The organism is Synechococcus sp. A10-1-5-1 (genome assembly GCF_023115425.1).
Taxonomy (GTDB): domain Bacteria; phylum Cyanobacteriota; class Cyanobacteriia; order PCC-6307; family Cyanobiaceae; genus Vulcanococcus.
In genome coordinates this window covers 189,333-213,456 of sequence record NZ_CP096032.1, presented here as the reverse complement: position 1 = coordinate 213,456, position 24,124 = coordinate 189,333, and the positions used below count along the sequence as shown (strand labels likewise).

At 62.3% G+C, this 24,124-nt stretch carries 27 protein-coding genes and 1 tRNA gene; 13 read left to right on the top strand and 15 right to left on the bottom strand.

What is annotated here, in order from left to right:
- Nucleotides 1-35: 35 nt before the first annotated feature.
- Nucleotides 36-2,138 carry a DNA primase gene (dnaG, locus tag MY494_RS01085; protein ID WP_247910900.1) on the bottom strand — a complete coding sequence of 701 codons (2,103 nt, stop codon included), beginning with the start codon at nucleotides 2,136-2,138 and terminating at the stop codon, nucleotides 36-38.
- A 46-nt stretch (nucleotides 2,139-2,184) separates the two neighbouring features.
- Between dnaG and MY494_RS01080 the strand changes: the two genes are divergently transcribed.
- Nucleotides 2,185-3,060: a DMT family transporter gene (locus MY494_RS01080; RefSeq protein ID WP_247910899.1), complete on the top strand. Its 876-nt coding sequence runs from the start codon at nucleotides 2,185-2,187 to the stop codon at nucleotides 3,058-3,060.
- Here the strand turns inward: MY494_RS01080 and MY494_RS01075 are convergent.
- Entirely contained in the window at nucleotides 3,057-3,536 is a 480-nt protein-coding gene (locus MY494_RS01075; protein ID WP_371820732.1) for a hypothetical protein, read from the bottom strand. The two genes, MY494_RS01080 and MY494_RS01075, sit on opposite strands and share 4 nt — an antisense overlap.
- 22 nt (nucleotides 3,537-3,558) lie before the next feature.
- Here MY494_RS01075 and ruvA point away from each other — a divergent pair, with 22 nt between their 5' ends.
- The 3 genes from ruvA to MY494_RS01060 all read left to right on the top strand — a co-directional run bounded on the left by ruvA (nucleotide 3,559) and on the right by MY494_RS01060 (nucleotide 4,978).
- Nucleotides 3,559-4,212 carry a Holliday junction branch migration protein RuvA gene (gene ruvA / locus MY494_RS01070; protein ID WP_247910897.1) on the top strand — a complete coding sequence of 218 codons (654 nt, stop codon included), beginning with the start codon at nucleotides 3,559-3,561 and terminating at the stop codon, nucleotides 4,210-4,212.
- Between the two features lie 63 nt (nucleotides 4,213-4,275).
- Nucleotides 4,276-4,545, top strand: coding sequence for a 30S ribosomal protein S15 (gene rpsO / locus MY494_RS01065; RefSeq protein WP_185187548.1), 270 nt, complete (start codon nucleotides 4,276-4,278; stop codon nucleotides 4,543-4,545).
- 1 nt (nucleotide 4,546) lies between these two features.
- Entirely contained in the window at nucleotides 4,547-4,978 is a 432-nt protein-coding gene (locus tag MY494_RS01060) for a PAM68 family protein (RefSeq protein ID WP_247910896.1), read from the top strand.
- On the opposite strand, the gene MY494_RS01055 is transcribed toward MY494_RS01060, so the two are convergent.
- The 10 genes from MY494_RS01055 to MY494_RS01015 form a co-directional block, all read right to left on the bottom strand.
- On the bottom strand, nucleotides 4,953-8,492 hold the full coding sequence (locus MY494_RS01055) for a DNA polymerase III subunit alpha (protein WP_247910895.1): 3,540 nt from the start codon (nucleotides 8,490-8,492) through the stop codon (nucleotides 4,953-4,955). The genes MY494_RS01060 and MY494_RS01055 overlap by 26 nt on opposite strands.
- A 106-nt stretch (nucleotides 8,493-8,598) precedes the next feature.
- Nucleotides 8,599-10,059 (bottom strand): Asp-tRNA(Asn)/Glu-tRNA(Gln) amidotransferase subunit GatA, encoded by a 1,461-nt coding sequence (gene gatA, locus MY494_RS01050; RefSeq protein WP_247910894.1) that lies wholly within the window; start codon nucleotides 10,057-10,059, stop codon nucleotides 8,599-8,601.
- Nucleotides 10,060-10,118: 59 nt separating this feature from the next.
- Nucleotides 10,119-10,364, bottom strand: coding sequence for a DUF1816 domain-containing protein (locus tag MY494_RS01045; RefSeq protein ID WP_247910893.1), 246 nt, complete (start codon nucleotides 10,362-10,364; stop codon nucleotides 10,119-10,121).
- A gap of 52 nt (nucleotides 10,365-10,416) precedes the next feature.
- A complete protein-coding gene (gene rlmB / locus MY494_RS01040) occupies nucleotides 10,417-11,643 on the bottom strand; it encodes a 23S rRNA (guanosine(2251)-2'-O)-methyltransferase RlmB (RefSeq protein ID WP_371820637.1) in 1,227 nt (408 codons plus the stop codon).
- Entirely contained in the window at nucleotides 11,640-12,089 is a 450-nt protein-coding gene (locus MY494_RS13265) for a hypothetical protein (RefSeq protein ID WP_371820636.1), read from the bottom strand. The genes rlmB and MY494_RS13265 overlap by 4 nt, the downstream gene beginning before the upstream one ends.
- 34 nt (nucleotides 12,090-12,123) lie before the next feature.
- Nucleotides 12,124-12,513, bottom strand: a complete 390-nt coding sequence (locus MY494_RS01035; protein WP_256463417.1) for a Mini-ribonuclease 3 — start codon at nucleotides 12,511-12,513, stop codon at nucleotides 12,124-12,126.
- 13 nt (nucleotides 12,514-12,526) lie between these two features.
- Entirely contained in the window at nucleotides 12,527-12,874 is a 348-nt protein-coding gene (locus MY494_RS01030; protein WP_247910889.1) for an STAS domain-containing protein, read from the bottom strand.
- Between the two features lie 101 nt (nucleotides 12,875-12,975).
- Nucleotides 12,976-14,121: a glutamine-hydrolyzing carbamoyl-phosphate synthase small subunit gene (gene carA, locus MY494_RS01025; RefSeq protein ID WP_247910888.1), complete on the bottom strand. Its 1,146-nt coding sequence runs from the start codon at nucleotides 14,119-14,121 to the stop codon at nucleotides 12,976-12,978.
- Nucleotides 14,122-14,146: 25 nt separating this feature from the next.
- A complete protein-coding gene (trpD, locus tag MY494_RS01020) occupies nucleotides 14,147-15,175 on the bottom strand; it encodes an anthranilate phosphoribosyltransferase (RefSeq protein WP_247910887.1) in 1,029 nt (342 codons plus the stop codon).
- A 41-nt stretch (nucleotides 15,176-15,216) separates the two neighbouring features.
- Nucleotides 15,217-15,531, bottom strand: a complete 315-nt coding sequence (locus tag MY494_RS01015; protein ID WP_247910886.1) for a DUF3288 family protein — start codon at nucleotides 15,529-15,531, stop codon at nucleotides 15,217-15,219.
- Nucleotides 15,532-15,620: 89 nt separating this feature from the next.
- Between MY494_RS01015 and MY494_RS01010 the strand changes: the two genes are divergently transcribed.
- From MY494_RS01010 to MY494_RS00980, 7 genes are all read left to right on the top strand, one after another.
- Nucleotides 15,621-17,381, top strand: coding sequence for an ABC transporter ATP-binding protein (locus MY494_RS01010; RefSeq protein ID WP_247910885.1), 1,761 nt, complete (start codon nucleotides 15,621-15,623; stop codon nucleotides 17,379-17,381).
- A gap of 83 nt (nucleotides 17,382-17,464) precedes the next feature.
- Entirely contained in the window at nucleotides 17,465-17,719 is a 255-nt protein-coding gene (locus MY494_RS01005; RefSeq protein ID WP_247910884.1) for a hypothetical protein, read from the top strand.
- Nucleotides 17,720-17,774: 55 nt separating this feature from the next.
- Nucleotides 17,775-18,512, top strand: coding sequence for a peptide-methionine (S)-S-oxide reductase MsrA (msrA, locus tag MY494_RS01000; RefSeq protein WP_371820731.1), 738 nt, complete (start codon nucleotides 17,775-17,777; stop codon nucleotides 18,510-18,512).
- A gap of 32 nt (nucleotides 18,513-18,544) precedes the next feature.
- Nucleotides 18,545-18,805, top strand: a complete 261-nt coding sequence (locus MY494_RS00995) for a hypothetical protein (RefSeq protein WP_247910882.1) — start codon at nucleotides 18,545-18,547, stop codon at nucleotides 18,803-18,805.
- A complete protein-coding gene (locus tag MY494_RS00990) occupies nucleotides 18,805-18,987 on the top strand; it encodes a hypothetical protein (RefSeq protein ID WP_247910881.1) in 183 nt (60 codons plus the stop codon). Before MY494_RS00995 ends, MY494_RS00990 begins: the two co-directional genes overlap by 1 nt.
- A gap of 121 nt (nucleotides 18,988-19,108) precedes the next feature.
- Nucleotides 19,109-19,417: a hypothetical protein gene (locus MY494_RS00985; RefSeq protein WP_247910880.1), complete on the top strand. Its 309-nt coding sequence runs from the start codon at nucleotides 19,109-19,111 to the stop codon at nucleotides 19,415-19,417.
- Nucleotides 19,418-19,432: 15 nt separating this feature from the next.
- A tRNA-Pro gene (locus MY494_RS00980) sits at nucleotides 19,433-19,506 on the top strand.
- A gap of 77 nt (nucleotides 19,507-19,583) precedes the next feature.
- Here MY494_RS00980 and MY494_RS00975 read toward each other — a convergent pair.
- Nucleotides 19,584-19,847, bottom strand: coding sequence for a hypothetical protein (locus MY494_RS00975; RefSeq protein ID WP_247910879.1), 264 nt, complete (start codon nucleotides 19,845-19,847; stop codon nucleotides 19,584-19,586).
- Nucleotides 19,848-19,936: 89 nt separating this feature from the next.
- Nucleotides 19,937-20,860, bottom strand: a complete 924-nt coding sequence (locus tag MY494_RS00970) for a 3'-5' exonuclease (protein ID WP_247910878.1) — start codon at nucleotides 20,858-20,860, stop codon at nucleotides 19,937-19,939.
- Nucleotides 20,861-20,937: 77 nt separating this feature from the next.
- Between MY494_RS00970 and MY494_RS00965 the strand changes: the two genes are divergently transcribed.
- Nucleotides 20,938-21,402: a peroxiredoxin gene (locus tag MY494_RS00965; RefSeq protein ID WP_247910877.1), complete on the top strand. Its 465-nt coding sequence runs from the start codon at nucleotides 20,938-20,940 to the stop codon at nucleotides 21,400-21,402.
- Complete coding sequence (locus MY494_RS00960; protein WP_247912084.1) at nucleotides 21,399-22,124, top strand: DUF1350 family protein; 726 nt, start codon at nucleotides 21,399-21,401, stop codon at nucleotides 22,122-22,124. The genes MY494_RS00965 and MY494_RS00960 overlap by 4 nt, the downstream gene beginning before the upstream one ends.
- Here MY494_RS00960 and acs read toward each other — a convergent pair.
- Nucleotides 22,109-24,079: an acetate--CoA ligase gene (gene acs / locus MY494_RS00955; protein WP_247910876.1), complete on the bottom strand. Its 1,971-nt coding sequence runs from the start codon at nucleotides 24,077-24,079 to the stop codon at nucleotides 22,109-22,111. The genes MY494_RS00960 and acs overlap by 16 nt on opposite strands.
- Nucleotides 24,080-24,124 lie beyond the last annotated feature (45 nt).

The following is a 24,124-nucleotide window of genomic DNA, read 5'->3' as shown; positions in this document are numbered from 1 at the left end:
GAAAGAACAGAGCTGTAGGGAAAGGACATTCCGCCCTAAGCCGGCTGAGCGTCCTGGGACTCGGCAACGACGTCTTCAAAACTGGCCCGCCGCTGAGAATCGAGGTGGTCAATATGTTTTCGCTCGTTGTAATAGAGGTCCTGGAAACGCAGGGCATCGCTGTTGAGCTCGGCAAACATCGCTTCGATGCGGGTTTCCATATCGGAGCTCTCGGCCTCCGCCTCAGCGGGCGGAGCCTGGGAGTCATCCAGCAACCGGGCAATGCAGCGCTCCAAGGTCTCCAACCGCTGACTGCTCCAGGCATCCAGGAGGTGACGGGCACGCTTCATGCTCCGCTGGCGTTCCAACGCCGCGGTGGCACCCCGCAGTTGCAGGGGAGGGTTGCTTAGGGATAAGCGCTGAACGTCACTGGGCTCCAGCAGTGGTGTGAGACGAGCGAGCAATTCCGTAGACAGTCCTGAGTCGGGATCGTCCGCAAGCAGAAGCTGATCGCTCAGCAGGCGCGGCAGATCCAGATCGGTCAACTCCATGCCGGGATCGCTGCCCCGGTTGATCGCCTCCAGTCGTCCGACACCGAGGTTGTCCTCCTCCAAGGAGCTGATCACAGCCCAGAGCTGGCGGTGATGGGCAATGGCGAAATCATCAAGCTCACGGCGCCGCAACTCGGCGCGAATCGGACCGCGATAGGTCGGGCAATGGAGATAGAGCCGCAGGACCTCCGCTTCGGCCCGCTCCCGCAGACCCGCCTCACCGGGCTGCTCCCAACGGCGGGAGCGGCCATGCCAGCGCTGACCTTTGACCTGCTGACGCAGATCGTCCTCCAACTGCAGCGCGAGCCGGGCCTGTCCGCCACTGAGACGCTCGGCCACCTGCTGCAGGTAGCGGGATCGAACGGCGCTGGCAGGCAGCTTGCCCAGCAGGGCTACCAGGTCGGTTACCGCCTTTTGAAACTGATCGGCCTTGCTGAGATCGCAGCCGTGCAGAACCTGGTCGATCTGCCAATCGAGCCAAAGGGGAGATTGATCGAGCAGAGAACGGTAATCCGCTGCTCCGTGCACCTTCAGGAATTCGTCGGGGTCCTTGCCGCTGGGCAGGTGCAGAACCCGCAGCTCCAACTGGCCCTGGAGAGCCAGTTGCTCGACTTCGCCGATGGCGCGCTGGGCGGCACGGACCCCAGCACCATCGGCGTCAAAATTCAGGATCAGCCGCTTGCCATCACAGCAACGGCAGAGCTGGGTGATCTGCTGATTGCTCAGGGCCGTGCCAAGGGCCGCCACCGCATTGGTGATCCCAGCGGCATGGAGGGCAATCACGTCGAAGTAGCCCTCGACCACAACGGCGCGATCCGCCTTGCGAATCGCATTGACCGACTTGTCGAGGCCAAACAAATGTTTGCCTTTCTCGAAGACCTCGGTCTCCGGAGAGTTGAGGTACTTGGGCTCACCACCATCGAGGCTGCGGCCACCAAAGCCAATGATTCGGCCCTGGCGATCCGCAATCGGGACCATCACCCGATGGCGAAAGCGGTCGTAAAAGCCATCCCCCCCGCGGCGTGGCACCACAAGGCCTGCAGCCTCCAAGAGCTCCGGACTCAGTCCCTCCACCTGCTGGAGATGGCTTAAGAGACCATCCCAACGCTCTGGGGCATAGCCCAGGCCAAAACTCTCGAGGGTGGCCTCATTGAGACCACGACTGGTCTTCAAATAATCCAGCGCAGCGGCTCCCTCAGGAGCACGCAGTTGCGAGCGAAACCAACCAGCAGCCAAAGAGAGGGCCTTGTGGAGCTGATCGCGGCGAGAGAGCTGCTGACGAAGGCGCTCCTGCTGGGGGCCCTCGAGGGTTTCGACGGGAAGCTGGTACTTACGCGCCAACTCCAGGACCACGTCACTGAAGCTCTGGCGCTGCAACTCCATCAAAAACTTGATCGAGTTGCCACCAGCACCGCAGGAGAAGCAGTAGTAGAACTGCTTGGCCGGTGACACCGTCATCGACGGTGATTTGTCGTCGTGGAAGGGGCAAACCCCGACGAATTCCCTGCCCTTCTTTTTGAGCACGACGTGCTCACCCACCACATCGACGATGTCAGCGCGCTCTTTAACGGCCTCGATCGTGCGGGGATGGAGGCGAGGGACTGACACGCTCCGGGCGCAAGTGACGCTCCAGGATGGCAGGGCCAGCCTGTGGATGCTGTCCAGCACGCTGAGCTTCAGCCTGATGGGCGTTTGCGTCAAAGCACTGGGCGGACGGATTCCTGTGGCCGAGGTCGTCATGGCCCGCTCCGCCATCAGCCTGTTGCTCAGTGTGGTGATGCTGCGGCAGGCGGGGCTGGATCCCTGGGGACAGCGCAAAGGACTGCTGATCCTGCGGGGAGCCATTGGCACAGGAGCCCTCTTTTGCGTCTTCGCGGCTCTGGCAACACTGCCCTTGGCACCGGCCACGGTCCTTCAGTACCTGCAGCCCACCTTCACGGCACTGCTGGCCTGGCTGTTCTTGAAGGAACGGCTGGGAGCCAAGGTCTGGATCGCTGCTCTTCTGGGCTGGATGGCTGTGGTGATCCTCAGCAACCCAATGGAGCTCACGGGCATGCTTGGCCCATTCGGCAGCACATGGCTCGGGGTCCAGGCCTCGCCATTGCCCTTGGGGGGAGTTTTGCTGGCACTAGCGGGGGCGCTGCTATCCGCCTGCGCCTATGTCAGTGTCCGCGCCCTCGGCCGCACCGAGCACCCGCTGGTGATCGTCTTTTATTTCCCCTTGGTGGGATTGGTGCTCACCGCTCCCATGGTCCTGCTGCAGCCGGTTTGGCCAAGCAGCTGGGAACTCTTAGCCCTGGTTGGTGTGGGTCTGTTCACGCAGCTGGGACAGATCGGAATCACGAAGGGACTTCTTGGGATGCCGGCCGCACGGGCGACGGCCATGAGCTATGGACAGGTCCCGCTGGCGGCCCTTTGGGGCTGGCTCCTGTTCCAGGAGCCCTTGGACCCTGACACCACCACAGCAGCGATCCTGGTGCTGACCGCGACGCTCTTGAGCCTGAAGCCCGAGCGACGCAAGTCCGCTTAGGTCTGTTCTCCCTTCAAGGGCAGGGGGTAGGTCAACCAGTCCTGGGTTGCTCCGTCTTCGCTGCCGCTGGGGCGAGCCAAGCGCCAACTCTGGCCTCGCTCGCCCCGCTGCAGATAGAGGTCAAAGGCGCTGTCAACACGGATGGGGTCCCCTGCGAGGCGCCAATCAAAACGGCCACTGAGATGGATGCCCTTGCCGCCACCGATAGGAAGGCTCTCCTGGGACTCCACGCGAACGCGACTGACCTGCGGCGGACCAGCAGCATCCAAGGTCAGGGCATCGGCGATCGAGCGTTGGGTCAGGTCGATCTGGAGTGCCAGAGCCGAGAGCAACACCTTTTGGGGCGGCTGCCCGGAACCGACACATCCCCCGAGCCCCAGGCCCAGTACGGCCGTCAACAGCAGGGCGAAACCCCAACTCAACAGGCGGGAAAGTGGTGCAAGGCGATCAGCCTGGGTGGTCAGACCGGGCAGCATGGGCAGCAGTAAGCGTCTCCCCATGATCGGCTGGCTGCAAGGGCAACTCGCCGATCGCTGGCATCTGAACAACCGATTCGCCGTTCTGCTGGTCTGTTCAGGCGTGGGCTACGAAGTCCACATGCCCCGCAGGCACTGGGATCAGCTCGGGGGGAACGGCACAGAAGCCACCCTTCATATCCACCAGGTCATCCGTGAGGACAGCTGGACGCTCTACGGCTTCTCTGCGCGGCATGAGCGGGATCTATTCCGCGAGCTTGTGGCCGTCAGCGGCGTTGGGCCGCAGATGGCCCTGGGGCTACTCGGTCTTCTGAGTTGCGAAGAGCTGGTGCGAGCGATTGTGCAGGCCGACCTGCGTCAGCTCTGCCAGGCGCCCGGGGTGGGCAAGCGCACCGCAGAGCGGCTCTCAGTGGAGTTGCGAACGCGGCTGCAGGAGCGCTACGGCGAGAGCCTGCAGTTGAGCCAAGCCGATGATCTTCAGGCCGGCGACGGCGTAGGGGGTCCAGCGGAGGGCGTCAGGGAGGAAGTTCAGCTGACCCTTGCGGCCCTGGGCTACGAAGCACTGGAGATCAACCGGGCCCTGCGGGCCGTCAGCCAGCAAAGCCAGGAGTTGGGTGAGGACGGTGACGCCTGGCTACGTGAAAGCCTGCGTTACCTCTCCCGCGATGCAGCCTGAGGCGTGGTCTGCCCCACGGGGCAGTAAGTTGGTTGTTTGCACCGTCAGGGCCAGACGCCGCGCATGTCGCTCGACACAACCAAGAAGCAGGAACTAATCAACGCTCACCAGACCCATGGCACCGACACCGGTTCCGTGGAAGTTCAGGTGGCGATGCTGAGCGAGCGCATCAGCAAGCTGAGTGGTCACCTGCAAGGCAACATCCATGACTTCTCGTCCCGCCAGGGTCTGCTGAAGATGATCGGTCGCCGCAAGCGCCTCCTCAGCTACCTGCGCAGCAACAGCGAGAAGCGCTACACCGACCTGATCCAAAAGCTGGGCATCCGCGGCTGAGATGGCAAAGGAGGGGAAAAACCGCTCCCGCCCACAAACAGGTGGCGGCGGACTTGCTCCAAGCGTCCCCTCGAGCCAATCCAAAGCAACCAAAGGTCGTTCCACACCGACCAACCCACAGGCCATCCCACCCGCCGTCGCCAATCGCATGGCACGACGTGTGGCCATCGCCACCGGGCTCCCCACCTTGATGGGTATGGGCAGCTTCATCGGCAGTTATGTGGTGGTGAGCCGTGGTCTGTTGGACATTCCCCCCGTCGCCACCCTGGTGACGTCTGGGGGGTTTTTCCTGTTGGGACTGGTTGGATTGAGCTACGGGGTCTTGTCAGCGAGTTGGGAAACCTCAGCAGGAAGCCTGCTGGGATTTGAGCAGGTCGGCGTCAACATCAACCGCCTGCGCAACTCTGTTAAGCGGCCACCAGCTTCGAGCTGAGACGTGCTCGGAAGGCCTGCGCCTCCAGACTGCTGAGTGCGGCGCGGCTATCGCGCACGCAGAACTGGTGGCCCAGGCGCACATAACGAACTTGGCTTTGGTCCTTGACCATGGCCACGACGGGGACCCGCACGCCGCCCTCATCTTTTTCGGTGCGGTGCTGGTTCAGGCATTCCCGCAGCTTGTGCTGAATGGCAATGTCACTGGCCTGGTGACCATCCAGTTCCACCACCAAAAACTGCAGCTCATCGATCACGCGACAGTCGTCCACGATCAGCTGAACCTGCTCGTCTCGCCGGTCGACGGACGCCCAGACCAACAGGCGGGCATCGACCATGAGGTGATCCGAGAGGCGGGCATAGGTCTTCGGAAAGACGACTGCTTCGCAACTGCCGCTGAGATCCTCGAGTTGAAGGACGGCCATGCGGTCACCCTTTCTGGTGGTCACTGGCCGCAGTCCCGAAACCATGCCCACAACACTGACCCTCGCCTTGTCGGCTTGCTCCTCGAGACCACCGAGGCCCACCGGTGAAAGCAGCTGGACAGGACGGGTGAGCTGCTTGAGGGGGTGATCGGAGAGGTAAAAACCGACCAACTCCTTCTCAAGCCTCAGCTTCTCAGTGGGGGGGTAATCCTTCACTGGTGCCGCCTTTGGAGCGGTGCTCACATCGTTGCCGCCCCCCTGGGATCCATCGGCTTCGTTGGCTTCAGGAGCCGCAAACAGATCAAAGAGGTTGCCTTGACCACTGGCTCGATCACGGGCCCTGGAGGCCGCCCAATCAACGATCAAGTCCAGGTCTGCCATTAGCTGAGCCCGGTTGGCCTCAGGTTCGAGGGCATCCATGGCGCCGCAGTGGATCAGCGCTTCAAGGGAGCGACGGTTCAAGGTGGTCCCTGGAATCCGGTCGCAAAGATCAGCCAGAGACTGGAAGGGACCATCATTCGTGCGGGCCTCTAACAGGACGCGAATCGCCCCATCCCCAAGGTTTCGAACAGCCGAGAGACCGAACAAGATGCGATCACCGACGGGGGTGAAGTCAATGCCAGAGGCATTCACATCGGGGGGCATCACCTCGATCCCCATCGCATTGCAATTGGAGATGTAGCGCTGCACTTTGTCGGTGCTGCCGGCATTCACCGTGAGCAGCGCCGCCATGTAGGCCACGGGATAGTGAGCCTTGAGGTAGGCGGTCTGATAGGTCACCGCGCCGTAGGCGGTGGAATGGCTCTTGTTGAAGCAGTACTCCGCGAAGAGCACCATCTGATCGAATAGCTCATCGGCGATCTTGGCGTCGACGCCGCGGTCACTGGCCCCCTTCACAAAGATGCCTCGGTGCTTCTGCATCTCCGACACCTTCTTTTTGCCCATGGCCCGGCGCAGCAGATCTGCTTCTCCAAGCGAATAGCCAGCCAGATCCTGAGCGATCTTCATGATCTGCTCTTGGTACACCATGATCCCGTAGGTCTCCTGCAGGATCGGTTCCAACTTGGCGTGTGCGAAATCAATCGCCTCACGGCCGTGCTTACGGTTGATGAATTTCGGGATCAAACCAGCATCCAGCGGGCCGGGTCGATAAAGGGCAAGGATCGATGAGATGTCCTCAAGGGATGAGGGTTTGAGGTCGCGCACGATCTGTCGCATCCCACTGGATTCCAACTGGAAAATGCCTTCGAGATCTCCGCGGGCCAAGAGACCAAAGGTGCCTGGATCGTCCAGCGGAAGGGCATCAGGATCGATGCTCACTCCAGAACTCTGGTGAACCAAATCGACGGTCTTGTCGATCATCGTGAGGTTTTTCAACCCCAGAAAGTCCATCTTCAGAAGGCCCATCGACTCCACGTCTTCCATGAAGTACTGGGTGATCACCTGACCGTCGTTGTTGCGTTGCAACGGCACAACTTCATCGAGGGGATCCGCGGCAATCACAACGCCGGCGGCATGGACGCCAAAGGTTTTGTTGGTGCCCTCGATGCGCATGGCCATGTCGACCCAACGCTTCACCGCGGGGTCGCCGAGATACTTCTCTCGGAACTCAGGAGCTGGTGATTCCTCGCCAATCATCTCCTTGAGCTTGGCGGGCTTTCCGCGCACCACCGGGATCAACTTGGCGAGACGATCGGCATCGCCGTAGGGGATGTCCAGCACGCGGGCCACATCCTTGAGGACGGCCTTCGAGGTCATCCTGTTGAAGGTGATGATCTGAGCGACCTTGTCTTCGCCGTAGCGCTCGGTGACGTAGTCGATCACCTCTCCACGTCGCTCGATGCAGAAGTCCGTGTCGATATCAGGCATCGACTTCCGCTCTGGATTCAAGAAGCGCTCGAACAGCAGACCGTTCGTGACCGGATCAATGTTGGTGATGCCCAGGGCGTAGGCCACCAGTGAACCGGCGGCGGAGCCTCGACCAGGGCCGACGGGGATGCCGTTGTCACGGGCAAATCGGATGTAGTCCCAGACCACCAGGAAGTAGGTCGGGAAGCCCATTTGCTCCATCACCTGAAGCTCGAAGTCAAGCCGTTCCCCGTAGGTGGGTTCGAAACCGCTGTCCTCGGGCAGACCCAATCGCACCCGCAGGCCCTGCTCGGTGACCTCACGCAGGTAACTCACCGGCGTGTGTCCCTCAGGAATGGGGAAACGGGGCATTTGGTAGCGCCCAAGAATGTCGTAGTCCTCAACCTTTTCGGCGACCAGTGCCGTGTTGGCGACAGCCTCGGCCACGACCTCAGGCTCGAGATGGTCGGCGAAGAGCCCGAGCATTTCCTGCTCGCCTTTGATGAATTCGGTGCCTGTGTAGCGAAGACGCTTCTCGTCGGTGACCAGCTTGCCGGTCAGGACGCAGAGCAGGGCGTCATGGGCTTCGGCGTCGTTGCTGGTGAGGTAGTGGGCGTCGTTGGTCGCCACCAACGGGATCCCCAATTCTTTGGAGATCTTGGCCATCTCCACATTGACGATCCGATCTTCCGGGGACCCATGGTCTTGGATCTCGAGGTAAAAATCGTCACCGAAGACCCCCTGATACCAGCGGGCCACATCCCGAGCAACGTCTGGTCGGTCCCGCAAGATCGCCTGGGGAATCTCTCCGCCGAGACAAGCGGTGGCAATGATCAAACCCTCGCTGTAGCGCTCGAGGGTTGGTTTATCGATGCAGGCCCTTGAAAAGATGCCCCGACCTCGCATGCCGCGCAGGTGGCTGATGCTGGTCAACTTGACCAGATTGCGATAGCCGACGGCGTTCTTGGCCAGAACAACCAGGTGATAGCGGCGCTCTTTCTTCGGTGGGTTGGGGTCATCAATGGAGCCATTGATGACATACATCTCGTTGCCAATGATCGGCTTGACCGAGCTGCCGCGGCAGAGCTTGAGCAGCTCAATGGCGCCATACATGACGCCGTGGTCCGTCAGGGCAATCGCCGGCATGCCCAACTCCTCCGCCCGCTTGACCATGGCCGGCAGCTGACTCGCCCCATCCAAAAGGCTGTAATCGCTGTGGTTATGGAGGGGGACGAAGGCCAAGCGGGAAGAAGACAATGGGGCCAGGGCTGGGCCCAGGCTAAGCCGGCAACACCAGATTCAGGGCTTTGCTCGCCAGTTCTTCAGCTCAACACCCCATCCCTAGCGATCAAGGAACCAGGGACGCCTGGGGACGCTTCTCCATGACGCGAGCGGCCTGCTCGTAGTGGTAAGCCACCTGCAGGAGGCGCTCCTCTTGGAGCACGCCGGTGATCAGCTGAACACCAATCGGCAGGCCCGAACCATCGAAGCCACAGGGAAGGCTGATTGCAGGCAAGCCAGCCATGTTCGCGGGGATCGTCAGCAGATCAGCCAGGTACATCGCCAGGGGGTCTTCAGCATGGGCGCCAAAGCCAAAGGCAGTGGTTGGAGAGGTGGGGGTCAGAAGCACATCGACCTGGCCAAAGGCCGCGTCAAAGTCGCGGCGGATCAAGGTGCGGACCTGCTGGGCCTTCTTGTAATAGGCATCGACATAACCGGCGGAGAGGGCGTAGGTGCCGATCAAAATTCGACGCTTCACCTCATCGCCAAAGCCTTCCGCCCGGCTGCGGGACGTCATTTCCGCCAGGCTGCCGGCCTCTTCTGCGCGATAGCCGTACTTCACGCCGTCGTAGCGGGCCAGGTTGGCTGAGGCCTCCGACGGAGCAATCACGTAATAGGTCGCAATGCCGTCGTTGAAGCGAGGGCAACTGACATCGACGAGGTCACAGCCCAGGGCTTCCAGCTGGGCGGCGGCGGCCATCACCGAGGCCTTGACCTCAGGATGCAGACCTTCCGCTTCAAAGCACTCCCGCACGATCCCGACCCGCAACCCGGCTACGGGCTGGGTCAAGGCAGCCCGATAGTCGGGCACAGGTGCCTTCAAGCAGGTGGAATCCCGAGGATCCTCACCAGCAATGACCTGAAGCAGCTCAGCCGCATCAGAGACGCTGTTGGCGAAGGGGCCCACCTGATCCAGGGAGCTTGCGAAAGCAACCAAGCCGTAGCGGCTGACGCGCCCATAGGTGGGCTTCAAGCCGACGACGCCGCAGAACGAGGCGGGCTGGCGAATGGAGCCACCGGTATCCGAACCCAGAGCACCCACGCACTCGCCGGCCGCAACAGCAGCGGCACTGCCACCGGAGCTTCCCCCTGGAACCTTCTCGGAGTTCCAGGGGTTACGGCTAGGGCCGAACACCGAGGTCTCGGTGGAGCTGCCCATGGCGAACTCATCGAGATTGGTCTTGCCAAGCAAGACCGCGCCCGCGCCCCACAGGCGCTCGGTCACCGTGGATTCGTAGGGGGGAACAAAGTTCTCCAGCATCCGACTGGAGCAGGTCGTACGGATCCCCCGGGTGCAGAGGTTGTCCTTGATTGCAAGCGGGACACCGGCCAACGGGGGCAGCTCGGCTCCGGAGGTCCTCAGGGCGTCAATGCGGTCGGCATCGGCCCGCGCCCGCTCTGCGGTGACCTCGGTGTAAGCGTTGACGCTGGGTTCGACCGCCTCAATCCGGCTGAGGTGATGGTCGGTGAGCTCGCGCGCGGAGACATCGCCACTCTTGAGCTGGTCGCGCCACTCGGCGATACCCATCAAACCCAGGTCCAAACCAAGGGTTGACGCTATCAGCCAACCCGGGGTCCCTCAGGACCTCAGCCCCCTGCCTCTATGGTCAGGGGTTCAGCCCGCCGGGTCTTGAGCAGGGCATGGTTGATCTCAGCTGCCCCTTCACTGCGCAGATCAGCCAAGAAAGGAGGAAGGGCGGCCTCCAGGCTGCTGCGCCGGATGTAGGGGCCAAACCAGTAGGTCACATCCGGCTGCCTGGTTTCGACCCGGGCCCACCAAGCCATGCCAAACCCGTTGGCAATGCTGCGCAGAGGCCGAAGAAGGGGGGTCATCCAGGCGTATGGCGATCAACCCATTGTGGCTCCGGATCGGCAGAGCGCAGCATTAGAGCTTGATGTCGGAGGAGAACGTCGCGGAGGGATCGGCCCCATCAGCGGAGTCATCCGAAAGCTCAACGGCCCCATCCCCCTGATCCGGCATGGGTTGGGCATCAGCCTGGAACTCAGCCATGACATCGTTCACGAGCTGTTCAGCCCGGACCTCCTCGGCAGGGCTGATCGCCACTTCGGCTACGGCCGTGCTGTCCTCTTCGGGGAGTTCCAGCGGAGGAGGCGTGGGCATCTGCGGACGCACAATGCGAGGAGCAGGAGCGGCTCCGGAGATCTTCTGCATCCAACTGCGGCGAGCGACCTCGTAGAGCACCATCGCGGTGGCCACCGAGGCGTTCAGGCTGGGGGTTGCACCCCGGATCGGGATCCGCACCAGCTGATCGCAGTGCTTGCGGGTCAACATCGAGAGGCCATCGCCTTCCGAGCCAGTCACCACCACCAAGGGACCATCGAGATCAGCCTCACTGAGGGCAACGCTGCCCTCACCGGCGAGACCGATGACGCGATAACCCTCGTTCTTGAGGCTGTCGAGGGCTCGGTTCAAATTGACCACACGGGCCACGGGTAGGTGCTCCAAAGCACCCGCTGCCACCTTGGCGACCGAACCGGTCAGCCCCGCACTACGCCGTTGGGGCAGGACAAGGCCGTGGGCCCCCAGGGCTTCAGCACTGCGAACGATCGCCCCGAGATTGTGAGGATCAGTGATGCCATCAAGGGCCATCAACAGGGGCGGTTCGCCCAGATCACGACAACCGTCGATCAGGCTGCCCAGGTCCAGGGTGTCGGCCGCAGCGGCCTGCATGACGATGCCCTGGTGAACCGCTCCATTGGTCAGCTGGCCCAGGCGTGACCAGGTGACTTCCTCCACCAACACCCCGCCAGACTTGGCCTCGCGCAGCAACTGAAGGAAGCGGGGCTGGAAGCGCATCTCAGGGGTACACCAGATGCGATGCACCGGACGGCCGCTCTCCAGGGCTGCCTGGGCAGCGTGGCGGCCCCAGATCAAGTCATCGGCGGGATAGGCGTTGAACCGTTCGGCTTCGCCGACCGGAACCTCAACGGCAATCGGCTTGGCCTGATCGCGATCGCGGGAGAACGGTTTGCGACCGCCGCGCGGATCCTCGCGACGTCCGGCAAAACGGCCCCTACCGCTATCGCGGCCACCGTCGCGTCCAGAATCTGAGCCAGCATCACGGAAGCGGTCGGAACCGCGGCCCTTCAAGAACGGGCGACCCTGGGGACGAGCCCCACGCCGCTCAGGGCGACTGGAGGCATCGCCACGGCTATCAGGCCGTCCCTCTGAACGGGAGAACCGCTCACGCCCCTGACCGGCAGAACCGCGGTCTTCGCCATCGGGACGCCACTCACCACGGGGGGAGAAAGGACGGGAGGAGCTGCCTCGGAAGCCAGGTCGGCCGCCGCCGGGCCTGCCCGCTGGGCGACCGCCAGGACGGCCGCCTGAGCGGTAAGCAGGACGGTCTCCACCAGCCTCGTCTCCACCGAAGCGATCTCCTCCAAAGCGGTCGCCACCCCGGTCGGCACTCGACCGCTCACCGCCGAAACGATCGCCGCGGCGCTCTGCACCCGATCGTTCACCACCAAAACGGCCTCCGGCACGGGGAGGTTTTCCACCGCCAGAACCCGAACGCTGGTCTTTACGACGATCAAAACGGGGGCTCATGGTTGTCAGGCAAAGGGGTTATCAGTCGGCGTCCTCGAGTTCTGCCAGCAGCTGTGCAAGGCGGCTGGGGTTCTGCAGAAAGAGCCAGCCCACCATTGTCTCAAATCCCGTGGCCTTGCCATAAACACCGGCCTCGCCTTTGCGGGGCCCCCGGCCCGCCTTATTGCGGCCTCGCCGCACCCACTCCAGTTCTTCCTCCAGGAGAAACCCCTTCTGCTGCAGGCGATCCAAGGCTTCAGCTTGAGCATCGGCACGGACGTCGGCGACAACGGCCCGGTGCAGATCAGCGCTCCGCCCAGCTTGGCGGCAACGGCGCATGCGCTGATGCAGCTCCCAGACGGCATCACCAAGCCAGGCGAGTTGAAGTGGACCCAACTCCCCGGTCAATCCCGGCGGTTGGAGCTGGATCAACCAGGCGGACGAATCAGGCTGCGATTGATCCGAGGGCAGTGTTGAGGTCGGGCTGGAGATGGAGGAACTCCTCAAGCCTTACCAGTTTCACCGTCTGGACGACCCTCGCGTTACCGACCACCAAAAACTGGATCTTCTGGTCGTTGCAGTGCTTGGCGAACTGCACGAGAGCACCGAGACCAGATGAATCGATGAAGTCGATCTTGCTCAGGTCAATCACCAGCGGCTGGGGGGTGCTGGTGAGGTGGTCGTTGATGAAGGCGAGAAATTGCTTCTCGGAGTAGGCATCCAACTGCCCGGTGAAGCTGAACAGAAGACAACCGTCCTGCTGTTCAAAACCACCGCGTAGAGAGACGGTCAATCGCTGCAGATCAGTGATGGCTGCTGACCTCTGACGTCACTGGCGAACGCAGTGTAATGAGAGTTTTCGAAACGGGCAGGACCGAAACAAAGTTCGATCGATCAGCCGCGTCGCTCGCTCATCAAGGCTGCAAAGCGGCCGAAGTGGTGGTCCGCATCGTGGGGCCCCGGACTGGCCTCTGGGTGGTACTGAACCCCGAAGATCGGCTTCTGGCGATGGGCAAACGCCGCAACGGTACGGTCGTTCAAATTCAAGTGAGTGACTTCCATCTGATCAGCCGGGAGGGAGTCGGCATCCAAAGCAAAGCCATGGTTTTGGCTGGTGATCTCCACCACGCCCGTGGTGCCGCAGGGGTGGTTCAGGCCGCGGTGGCCGTACCCGAGCTTGAAGGTGGTTCCGCCCAGGGCCAGTCCGAGAATCTGGTGTCCGAGGCAGATCCCAAACAGGGGGAGATTCTCGTGCGCGACGAGAGCTTTCGCCAGGGCAATCCCACTGGACACGGCCGACGGATCACCAGGACCGTTGGAGAGAAAGACGCCTTCGGGCTGCCGCTCCAGCACCTGCTCCGGGGTGGCATCAGCTGGCAAGACCGTGACATCACAGCCATGGGCTACGAGTCGCTCGAGAATGGCCCGCTTGATCCCGAAATCGATCGCAACGACCCTGTAAGGGGTGGCCGGGTTGTCCTGCAGACGTTGATCGAAGCTCGCCGGACAGAGGGACGTCCAGCTGTAGGGCTCAGGGGTTGAGACCTCCTTGGCGAGGTTCAGGCCCGCCATCGACGGCATCGCCCGAACTTGCTCCAACAATTGCTGTGGCGTGCTGCCATCGGTGCTGATGGCGCCATTCATGGCCCCACCCTCGCGCAGATGGCGGACCAGAGAACGGGTGTCGATGCCGGAAATACCGACGACAGAGTGATGCTGCAACCAGGCGTCCAGGCTCCCTTCACTGCGCCAGTTGCTCTCCCTTGGGGCCAACTGACGGGCGATCACACCGCGCACATGGGGGGCATCGGCCTCTTGATCGCTGCTGTTCACCCCGGTGTTCCCCAGCTCGGGGTAGGTAAACGTGACCAACTGTCCGGCGTAGCTGGGGTCGGTCATGACCTCCTGATAGCCCGTCATGCCGGTGTTAAACACCACCTCGCCCAAGGCGGTCGCCTTGGCGCCAAAGGCTTCACCACGCAACACCAGGCCATCAGCCAACACAAGGAGGGCTGGTTGAGAAGTCGGTGAGCTGCTCATCCCTTCATCATCCCGTAAGGGGGTTCTAAGCCAGGGCCTGATTGAGGCTGCGCAGCCTTGCGTAGGCACTACCGCTCACCATCGCAGCCTGGGCTTGTGGCAGGGCCGCCTGGACGGACTCAGCCAAGCCAGCCGCCCAAATCACCAGGGCCGCATTGAGGGCCACCACATCCTGTTGAGCCTGGGTGCCCTGCCCCTGCAGGACCGCGTTAAGGATGCGGGCGTTGTCCTCGAGTTCTCCACCTTGGAGGGCCTCCATCGGAGCAAGGCTCAGCCCAAGAGACTGGGGATCCAGCAGCTGGCGCTCCACCCGAGCATCGCGAATCAGGCGCAACTCACTGGGACCGGAAAGGGAGGCCTCATCCAGGCCGCCATGGCCGTAGACCACGACGGCACGACGACATCCCAGTCGAGCCAGAGCGTCGGCCATGGGATCCAGGAGATCAGCAGCGCCGACGCCCAGCACTTGATAGTCCGGGCGGAGTGGGTTGACCAGGGGACCCAACAGGTTGAACACCGTCCGTACCCCTAGGGCCCGACGAAGCGGCGCCAATCCCACCAAGGCGGGATGCCAGCCAGGGGCAAACAAAAAGGTCACTCCAGCGGCGTTCAAGGCTTGAACCACCTGATGGGTCGGAGCCTTGAGGTTCAGCCCTACCGCTTCGAGAACATCGGCGGAGCCGACCTTGCCACTGGCACTGCGATTTCCATGCTTGGCCACCTGGGCGCCGCAGGCGGCAGCAACAAACGCAACCGCGGTGGAGATGTTGAAGGTGTTGGCCCCATCCCCACCGGTGCCGCAGGTATCCACCAGAGGGAGCTCAGGGCGATCACAGGGGAGAGGGGCAGCCGCCCGCAAGACCTCGGCCATGGCCGCCAGTTCTTCACCCGTGACCCCCTTCGCCCGCAGGGCAGCCAGCAGAGCACCCGTCATCACGGGCTCCAGTTGCTCGGAGAGCCAACCCTCCATCAGGGACTGAGCCTGGGATCCCTGCAGGGACTCACCGCACAGAAGTTGATCGAGAAGAGCTGACCAGGACTGGGAGGCTGCCATCAAAAAGGGTGATCAGGGTTGGTCTCTAGCAAGAAATAGGTTCAGGGATTGTCCTGATCGGACGTATCAAAACCAGAGCCCACGGCCTGCGGGGCAGCCTCGACCCCTGGGCGGTATCCGGCAGCCCAGATGGCTCGCGTGCGCTGATGCAACTGTTCGAGGCTCAAGCCCCAGAGGCGCAAGGTCTTGTGCAGATCGTCCTGAAGATCAGAGGCGCCGGGAAATCCCTCGTAGCGCATCAACAAGCGGCCGAGCTCCACCAGATCGGCATCGACGGGAGCCTCAGTGGCTAGCAACCGGTCCACCAGGTCGCGTTCGGTTGCATAAAGAGGATGTACCTGTTGGTTCTCGTCCATCGACCTAACGGAGGAAGCGCCGGAACAGCATCGCTCAACAACGCTGTTCTGGGGTCGCTGCCTAGGTTGGCGGGACCTTGCCTGGATTCATGGCGGCGATCCGCTTCGGACTGATCCTGCGCTACCTGCGGCCCTATCGCCGCACGGTGCTTCTGGGCGTCGCCGCGCTCGTGGTCGTCAACGTCCTGAGCGTCACCATTCCGCTGATGGTGCGGGCCGTCATCGACGACCTCCAGGACGGTTTTACCTACGGCACCGTGCTGCGCATGGCCGGGATCATCGTGGTGCTCGCGACCCTGATGGGTGGCGTCCGCCTGCTCTCACGGATGCTGGTCTTTGGGGTGGGCCGGCAGGTCGAGGCCCAACTGAAGCAAAAGATCTTTGACCACATGCTCCGCCAGGAGCCCGGTTGGGTCCAGAGCACCGGTAGTGGCGAAGTCATCAGCCGGGCCACCAGCGACGTTGAGAACGTCCGGCGCCTTCTGGGTTTTGCCGTCCTGAGCCTGACGAACACAGTCCTCGCCTATGCCCTGACCCTGCCGGCGATGCTCGCCATCGACCCGCTCTTGAGTCTGGCCGCGGTGGGGCTCTACCCCTTGATGCTGATCACTGTTCGCCTATTCGGCGGCCGGATGATGCGCCAGCAACGCCGGCAGCAGGAAGCCCTAGGGGAATTAAGCGATCTGATCCAAGAGGACCTCTCGGGCATCAGCGCCATCAAGATCTATGGCCAGGAACGCACGGAGCGGGACGCCTTCGAGAGGCGTAACAAGCGCTATCGCGACGACGCCCTGCAATTAGCCCGGACCCGAAGCACACTTTTCCCGCTGCTGGAAGGCATTTCCTCGGTCAGCCTGCTGTTTCTGCTGGCCCTCGGCAGCGGACAGCTTGAAAGCGGCCGACTCTCCATCGGCGACCTTGTGGCCTTGATTCTTTATGTCGAGCGCCTGGTCTTTCCCACCGCCCTCCTTGGCTTCACCCTCAACACCTTTCAAACCGGTCAGGTGAGCCTGGAGAGGGTTGAAGAGCTGTTGCGGCGCACACCGCGTATCCAATCCCCCGCCGCTCCACTCCCGATTCCCAGACGGACCGGCAGCCAAGCGGCAGGAATCGAAGCGCGAGGTCTGACCTTGCGCTATCCGGATGCAGAGCGAAACACCCTCGAGGACGTCAGCTTCAGCCTGAACCCCGGTGAACTCGTGGCCGTCGTCGGGCCCGTGGGATGCGGCAAAACAACCCTGGCCAGGGCGCTGGGCCGGATGGTGGAGGTCCCCCAGGGGCAGCTTTACCTCGACGGGACCGACATCACAGAGCTGGAGCTCGAGCGGCTGCGCCAACAGGTCGCCCTGGTGCCCCAGGAGGGGTATTTGTTCACCGCCACCCTGGCTGACAACCTCCGCTATGGAGACCCTGAAGCCGATCAAACACGGGTGGAGCAAGCCGCCGAGCAGGCCCGGCTTGCCGCTGATGTACGGGGGTTCCCGGATCGCTACAAGACCCTGGTGGGAGAGCGCGGCATCACCTTGAGTGGTGGTCAGCGCCAACGCACGGCCCTCGGACGAGCCTTGCTCGTTCAGGCTCCGCTGCTGGTTCTCGATGACGCCCTGGCCAGCGTCGATAACAACACCGCCGCAGAGATTCTCAGCTCAATTCGAGCACAACAGGACCGAACGATCTTGATGATCAGCCACCAGCTCTCAGCAGCGGCGGCCTGTGATCGGATCTTGGTGTTGGACGAAGGACGCCTGGTGCAACAGGGTCACCACAGCGCGCTGTTGGAGCAACCTGGCACCTACCGGCGCCTCTGGGAACGTGAACAGGCGGAAGAGCAACTCAGCCAAGTGGCCTGAAAGACGACATCGTTCTTGCAACAACTCCAGACAAGAGCGCTGGAGCTCGCTTAGCTGGAGGGAATGCCTCCGCTGAGCGTCCCATGCTCACCAGCACCGCCTACCGCCTGCGCTGCACCCTGACGTTTGGCGATATCTACGGCCAAATCCTGATCTGGATGTTGGTGATTTTTGTCAGCCTGGCGGCCGGACTCGCCCTAATGGGCGCCAGTAAACCCTTGGTCGCTCTTGTTGGCGTCGGACTGATCCTGGTGTTGTCGTTGCCGTTTTTGCTCTTTGCCTTCACCACAACGCTGCTGAATCACATCGCACTGGAATCCACTTCGGCCGAGGGTTGAACTCTCTAGGCTCTTGCCAGCAAAGGCTTCTGTGGTGTTCGGACTGTTTCAGGGAATGGGTGGATCCAAAGCAAACCTGATCGCTCCAGAAGCCGCCCTGCCAGGGCGCCCCGATCCCATCAACACCGCCGAGAGGCACGTGGTGCTGGGCACGGCGCTGAAGGCCCCCTTGAGCACCAGCCAACAGGAAGCCCTCTTTGGCTGCGGTTGTTTCTGGGGCGCGGAAAAAGGGTTCTGGCGACTTCCAGGGGTCATCACCACAGCGGTCGGTTATGCCGGTGGCTACACCCCTAACCCCACCTATGAGGAGGTTTGCTCGGGCCGGACGGGCCACACGGAAGTGGTGCGTGTGGTTTGGGATGTGAATGCGGTGGATTTCAGCGATCTCCTGAAGCTCTTCTGGGAGTGCCACAACCCAACCCAGGGCATGGCCCAGGGGAATGACACCGGCACCCAGTACCGCTCCTCGATCTACGTCCACGACCCGAAGCTCCTGGAGGTCGCCAAGGCGTCCTGTGATCGCTACCAACAGCTACTAGATGGCGCAGGGAAAGGAGCCATCACCACGGAAATCGCTGTTGGTCAACCCTTCTTCTTCGCCGAGGGGTACCACCAGCAGTACTTGGCACGCCCGGGCAGCCGCCCCTACTGCTCAGCCCAACCGCAAGGTGTGTTGCTCGACCAGCAGTGGGAGGGCTGCCATTACCAACTTCCCGCCGCGGTTTGGCAGCACTATGACTGGAGCGTCAGCCACTGCGTCCTTCGGGGAGACAACACCCCCATCGGCCTCTGATGCTCGGATTCGCCCTACTCATGGCTCAAGCCATGCAGTCCCCGTGGTGGGAGGACTACGCGATCAAAGACCACTACCTCTGCCATGACAAGGGCATGCTCGTGATCGAGCGGAACCAATCCCAAGCCTCACTGATCAGCGGTGGTCACCGCAGAACCTTCTTTCGGCTGCAAAGCAATGAACCCGGAGTCCGCTACAGCAGCGACGGCATGGAAATGATCCTTCGCGGTGATGAACTCACCCTTGAGCAACTGCCGATGCGAATGCAGTGTTTGCGCGTGGATCAGGTCTGATGAATCCGTTGCCCGATCGCACCGTGATCATTGGAATGCTGGCCACTTTGGGCTTGGTGTTTGCCCTGGTGTTTTGGTATGTCCGCCTGGCGCCCAGCACTGAATCACCGATGCTCTGGAAAGACCCACCGGCCCTGGAGAGCCCCAGCTCCCCCCAGAGTCGACCTGCTGAGGTGATCTGAAACGGACAGCTCTGACTCTGCCCCCCTTGGGAGTGAGCGTCGGTTGCGGAACAATGGCTCCGGCGCTGACGCGGAGCCAAGACCTATCACCGAATCGGCTGAGACCAACGCCCCTCGGCAGTTGCATCCCCTCCCCCGTGGCTTGGTGGAGCTCTACGGGTTGCTGGCCGTGCTGTTTGTCCTGGTGCCCGAATGGATGGCCGATGGAGCGCTCTCCAGCCTGAAGCCCGGTCGTCTTGGCAGTGCTTTGCCGCCCGCTGCCAACGCCTGGCAGAAGGTCCCTGAACTGCGCCTGGCCTCGATGAACCTGCGGGAATTGAGGGAGCTGGCCCAGGCCCTCCGCCTCTGGGGCTATGCGGGCTTAAACCGCGAACAACTGAGCCGCAGGATGCTGAGAAAAATTCGCTCGAAACGCGGCAAAGCGCTGTGATAACTTCTTTCTCGCCGGGGCGTAGCGCAGCTTGGTAGCGCACCACTTTGGGGTAGTGGGGGTCGTGGGTTCAAATCCCGCCGCTCCGATTTGATCACCGGCAAGTTCACCAAGAGCCACCTCTCCCGGGGTGGTTTTTTTGTGTCCTGAATCCGACAGGGACGGGTTAACTCTTTGAATCGGACTCCAGTCGTGTCATCACGTGATAGCCCTGGAGCCAGCGGTTAACTCTGGGACGCAGACCCGGCGGCACCTCCTCAAGCAATTGCGACAACTCCAGCGCCGCCAGGCGATGAAGTTCGCGCACATCCACATGCCAAAGGGCTTCCGCTTCACGGATCAGACGTGCCCACGTGCGGCTGCGCTGCCAGCGCTGGACCTTACTGACCGCACAGGGCCTTGAGGGATGACCACGAGCATGAGCAGACATGCGTTCAACCAGAACTCACCCACCAAAATGAAGAACTTGCTCACACAGTCCGTGAAATGAGCGGGTCCGCTTCCTGTTGCTGAAGCAAATCAGGCGCTGCGCAGGTCACCTGCCTCATCAACCGGAGCAACCGGAAAGTTCAGCAGCGCCACCTCCCGCTCTGACAAACGGCGACTCCAGGCTCCACTGACCGGCTGATTCCAGCGGAATCCAGCCTCACGGGCCTTGTGGCGCTCCTCATAGGACAGGCGTGCCCTATAGAGGCGGCGCGGCTCCATCGCCTGCAGCAAAAGGCTCTCGAGGTCATCACAGCGCTCAAACACCTGGGCTAAATAAATGCAGTCGGTCAAGGCGCGATGGGCCGCCCAAACCGGAACGCCGTAGGCCAAGGCCAGATCACGGACCGAAGGTGTGGATCGCAGCTGGCGCTCCTGGGGCCAGCGAATGTCCTCCATCGAGCAGAGCCAGGGTTTCGTCAAGGCAGGGAGCGAACCAAGGCCGAACCACTGTTGATCGAAGGCAGCGTTATGGGCCAGCAACAGATCAGCGGCGTCGACCATCGCCTCGAAGCAGGCCAAGCCGGCCTGCCAGGGCTGAGGACGTTGGGTCAGGGCTGGTGCGATGCCATTCACTGGCTCAGCCGCATTGCTCTGGCAAGGCAAGAGGAACGAGACCTGACTGAGCACGGAGCGATCTGGAACTGAAAACAGAACGGCGCCGACCTCGATACAGCGGTGCTCACCTGGGGAGAGTCCCGTGGTCTCCGTGTCGAGGATCAAGAGTCGCTCAGGTGGCCCCGGCGGCGAGGCACTAGCGACTGGGGAGGGATCAGGTTGCTCAGGCAGATCAGGGACGGGGTCCAAGAAAGATTCCGGAACCGGTTGATGCTCAGCTTCCGGCTCCGGCTCGGTACGTGCCACTGACACAGATCCACTGACCAGACTGAGCAGATCAACCTGCTCCCAAGCAGAGAGCGTCTGTTGATCGCCCATCTCAGCGTCACCCCTGGCCATCTCCACCTCTGCAGTGGCCCCATGATCTCAGCCTTGGCCAGCCCCTCCCTAGGGTTTGAGGAACTGTTGAGTCGGCCTTGGCCCAAGCCCTGAAGAGCGGTAATCGCGCTCCCCTGATCGCCCTACAGGATCAGAACGGCATTGAGCGCCGCAGCGATCAACTGTCCGGCAAGTCCCTCGTGCTGTTCTTCTATCCCAAGGACGACACCCCAGGCTGCACGATGGAAGCCTGCGCCTTCCGCGATAGCTACGCAGACCTGCAAGCTCTGGGGGCGGAGGTTTGGGGAGTCAGTGGCGACAACGCCAACAGTCACCAGCGCTTCGCCAGCCGCCACAACCTGCCCTATCCGCTGCTGGTGGATCACAACAACCAGCTGAGAAAAGCCTTTGGTGTGCCCGGTGTGCTGGGCCTTCTGCCGGGTCGTGTCACCTACGTCATCGACGCTGCGGGGGTGGTCCGCCACGTCTTCAACAATCTCCTGGACGGACCGGCCCATCGCCGTGAGGCCCTGGATTGCCTGAAGCGCCTGCAGGCCGCGTGAGCTGGCGGCAGCGGGGAAGTCTTTGGTGCTGGACCCCTCCCCAACCCAAGGGATTGGTCGAGTTCATTGGCGGCAGCTACCTGGCCGCGACACCGCAGATCAGCTACCGACGGCTCTTGGAAGCGCTGGCGCGGCAGGGGTTCGCGATCCATGCCTGGAGCTACGTCCCAGGGTTTGACCATCAGGCCCAGGCCAATCAAGCCTGGAAGGCCTTTCGCCAGAGGCGGGACCCCGAGCAGCCCGCACCACTGCGGCTCGGCCACAGCCTGGGCTGCAAACTTCACCTGCTCGCTCCAGATAACGGTCGAGGCTGCAGCGCATTGGCCGCGATGAGCTTCAACAACTTCTCCGCGGAGCGCAGCGTGCCACTCCTGGCAGAGCTCGGACCAGCCCTTGGGGTAACCAGTGAGTTCAGTCCGTCCCCCGAGGAGACGCTGCGCCTGATCGCGCGGAATTACAGCCAAGCCAACAACCTGCTAGTGCGCTTTCGCAGCGACCAACTCGATCAGAGTGCACGTCTTCTGCAGGTGCTTCAAAACCGGAGCCAAGACAACTCCCAATTGATCGAGCGGGCTGGGGATCACCTGACCCCAGCCAGCGCCGGGCTTCGCCAAAACCTGCTGGGGGGATGGGCCGATGATCCAGCCCGGCAGAGGGAACTGGATCAACTGGCCGATCAACTGCTGCAGTGGTGGAAGAGCCCGAATCAGACCCGCAACTGATCGAGGACCGAGCGATCCTCGAGGGTTGAGGTGTCGCCACTGACCTCCTGACCGGCAGCCAGGGAACGCAGGATTCGGCGCATGATCTTGCCGCTGCGGGTCTTCGGAAGGGCGTCGCTGAACTTGATCACATCGGGGCGGGCAATGGGACCGATCTCTTTGCCCACATGGCTGCGAAGCTCTGCAATCAAGGCGTCATCACCACTGCGACCGGCCTCAAGGGTGACGAAGGCCACGATGCCCTCACCCTTGAGATCATCCGGGCGGCCCACCACAGCGGATTCGGCCACGGCGGGGTGGCTCACCAGGGCGCTTTCAATTTCCATCGTCCCAAGGCGGTGGCCGCTGACGTTGATCACGTCGTCGACCCGGCCCATCACCCAGAAGTAGCCGTCGGCATCGCGGCGAGCACCATCACCGGCGAAATAGATGTGGGACCCATCAGCAGGGCGAATCTCTTCCCAGTAGCTCTTGCGGAAACGGTCGGGATCCCCGTGCACCGTTCGCATCATCCCCGGCCAGGGCCGACGAATCGCGAGGTAACCCCCTTGATCGGCTCCTTGGGAGTTGCCGTCGTGGTCGACGATGTCGGCCTGAATGCCTGGAAGGGGAAGGGTTGCTGAGCCCGGCTTGGTCGGTGTCGCCCCAGGCAGGGGGCTGATCATCACCCCCCCGGTTTCGGTCTGCCACCAGGTGTCGACGATCGGACACCGTCCTCCACCAATCACATCCCGATACCAGATCCAGGCCTCCGGATTAATCGGCTCACCCACGGTGCCAAGGATCCGAAGGGAGCTCATGTCGTACTGATCCGGCACCTCACGGCCGCTCTTCATGAAGGCGCGAATCGCCGTTGGTGCGGTGTAGAAAATCGTGCAGCGGTGTTTCTCGATCAGCTCCCAGAAGGCACCCGGCTTGCTGGGGCGAGGCGCACCCTCATACATCACCGTCGTGGCGCCGTTTGAAAGGGGTCCGTAGACGATGTAGCTGTGGCCGGTGATCCAGCCCACATCCGCCGTGCACCAGTGCACATCGTCTTCACGGATGTCGAAGATCCACTGGAAGGTCAGGTGAGCCCAGAGGTTGTAGCCGGCCGTGGTGTGAACCACACCCTTGGGTTTCCCCGTGGAACCCGAGGTGTAAAGGACGAAGAGGCGGTCTTCGCTCTCCATCGGCTCGGCCGCGCAGTCGCTGCTCTGGCCATCCACCAGCTCATGCCACCAGTGGTCGCGGCCGAACTCCATGCCACAGCCAGAGTCGATGCGCTTGACCACAAGGACGTGGTCAACGCTTGGAGCCCCACCTTTGGCCGCCAGCGCTTCATCAACGGCGGGCTTCAGGGAAACGGGCTTGTCCTTGCGGAAGCCGCCATCAGCGGTGATGACGACTTTGGCCTCGCCATCGATCAGACGATCGCGCAGGGCATCGGCGGAGAACCCACCGAAGACCACGGAATGGGGTGCGCCGATACGGGCACAGGCCAACATGGCAATGGCAGCCTCAGGAACCATTGGCATGTAGAGGGCCACCAGGTCACCTTTACCGATGCCCAGGGCCTTCAGGGCGTTGGCGGCTTTGCAAACTTCCGCATGCAGTTCGCGGTAGCTGAAGCGGCGCACATCACCCGGTTCGCCTTCCCAGATCAGGGCCGTCTTGTCCGCCCGAGGCCCATTGAGGTGGCGATCCAAACAGTTGTAGGAGAGATTCGTTTGCCCCCCCTCAAACCAGCGCGCAAAGGGTGGATTGCTCCAATCGAGCACCGTCTCAAACGGCTTAAACCAATGCAATTCCTGCCGAGCGGCCTCACCCCAGAAGGAATCGGGATCGGCCTGGGCACGGGCCGCCAGATCGCGATAGGCCTGCAATGAGCCGATCCGAGCCGCTGCGGATAGGGCCGCCGGTGGATCAAACACCCGCGCTTCATTGAGCACCGACTCGATCCCGGTCTCGGACATGGTCCATCGACAACGCAATGGAGCCATTCAAGCGAGGAAAAAGCC

Bases quoted from the DNA above. Each gene is read 5' to 3' on its own strand.
- MY494_RS01080 (WP_247910899.1), top strand. From the start codon at position 2,185: ATGCTGTCCAGCACGCTGAGCTTCAGCCTGATGGGCGTTTGCGTCAAA.
- MY494_RS01075 (WP_371820732.1), bottom strand. From the start codon at position 3,536: ATGCTGCCCGGTCTGACCACCCAGGCTGATCGCCTTGCACCACTTTCC.
- ruvA (WP_247910897.1), top strand. From the start codon at position 3,559: ATGATCGGCTGGCTGCAAGGGCAACTCGCCGATCGCTGGCATCTGAAC.
- rpsO (WP_185187548.1), top strand. From the start codon at position 4,276: ATGTCGCTCGACACAACCAAGAAGCAGGAACTAATCAACGCTCACCAG.
- MY494_RS01060 (WP_247910896.1), top strand. From the start codon at position 4,547: ATGGCAAAGGAGGGGAAAAACCGCTCCCGCCCACAAACAGGTGGCGGC.
- gatA (WP_247910894.1), bottom strand. From the start codon at position 10,059: ATGGGTATCGCCGAGTGGCGCGACCAGCTCAAGAGTGGCGATGTCTCC.
- MY494_RS01045 (WP_247910893.1), bottom strand. From the start codon at position 10,364: ATGACCCCCCTTCTTCGGCCTCTGCGCAGCATTGCCAACGGGTTTGGC.
- carA (WP_247910888.1), bottom strand. From the start codon at position 14,121: ATGAGCAGCTCACCGACTTCTCAACCAGCCCTCCTTGTGTTGGCTGAT.
- trpD (WP_247910887.1), bottom strand. From the start codon at position 15,175: ATGGCAGCCTCCCAGTCCTGGTCAGCTCTTCTCGATCAACTTCTGTGC.
- MY494_RS01015 (WP_247910886.1), bottom strand. From the start codon at position 15,531: ATGGACGAGAACCAACAGGTACATCCTCTTTATGCAACCGAACGCGAC.
- MY494_RS01010 (WP_247910885.1), top strand. From the start codon at position 15,621: ATGGCGGCGATCCGCTTCGGACTGATCCTGCGCTACCTGCGGCCCTAT.
- MY494_RS01005 (WP_247910884.1), top strand. From the start codon at position 17,465: ATGCTCACCAGCACCGCCTACCGCCTGCGCTGCACCCTGACGTTTGGC.
- msrA (WP_371820731.1), top strand. From the start codon at position 17,775: ATGGGTGGATCCAAAGCAAACCTGATCGCTCCAGAAGCCGCCCTGCCA.
- MY494_RS00995 (WP_247910882.1), top strand. From the start codon at position 18,545: ATGCAGTCCCCGTGGTGGGAGGACTACGCGATCAAAGACCACTACCTC.
- MY494_RS00990 (WP_247910881.1), top strand. From the start codon at position 18,805: ATGAATCCGTTGCCCGATCGCACCGTGATCATTGGAATGCTGGCCACT.
- MY494_RS00975 (WP_247910879.1), bottom strand. From the start codon at position 19,847: ATGTCTGCTCATGCTCGTGGTCATCCCTCAAGGCCCTGTGCGGTCAGT.
- MY494_RS00970 (WP_247910878.1), bottom strand. From the start codon at position 20,860: ATGGCCAGGGGTGACGCTGAGATGGGCGATCAACAGACGCTCTCTGCT.
- acs (WP_247910876.1), bottom strand. From the start codon at position 24,079: ATGTCCGAGACCGGGATCGAGTCGGTGCTCAATGAAGCGCGGGTGTTT.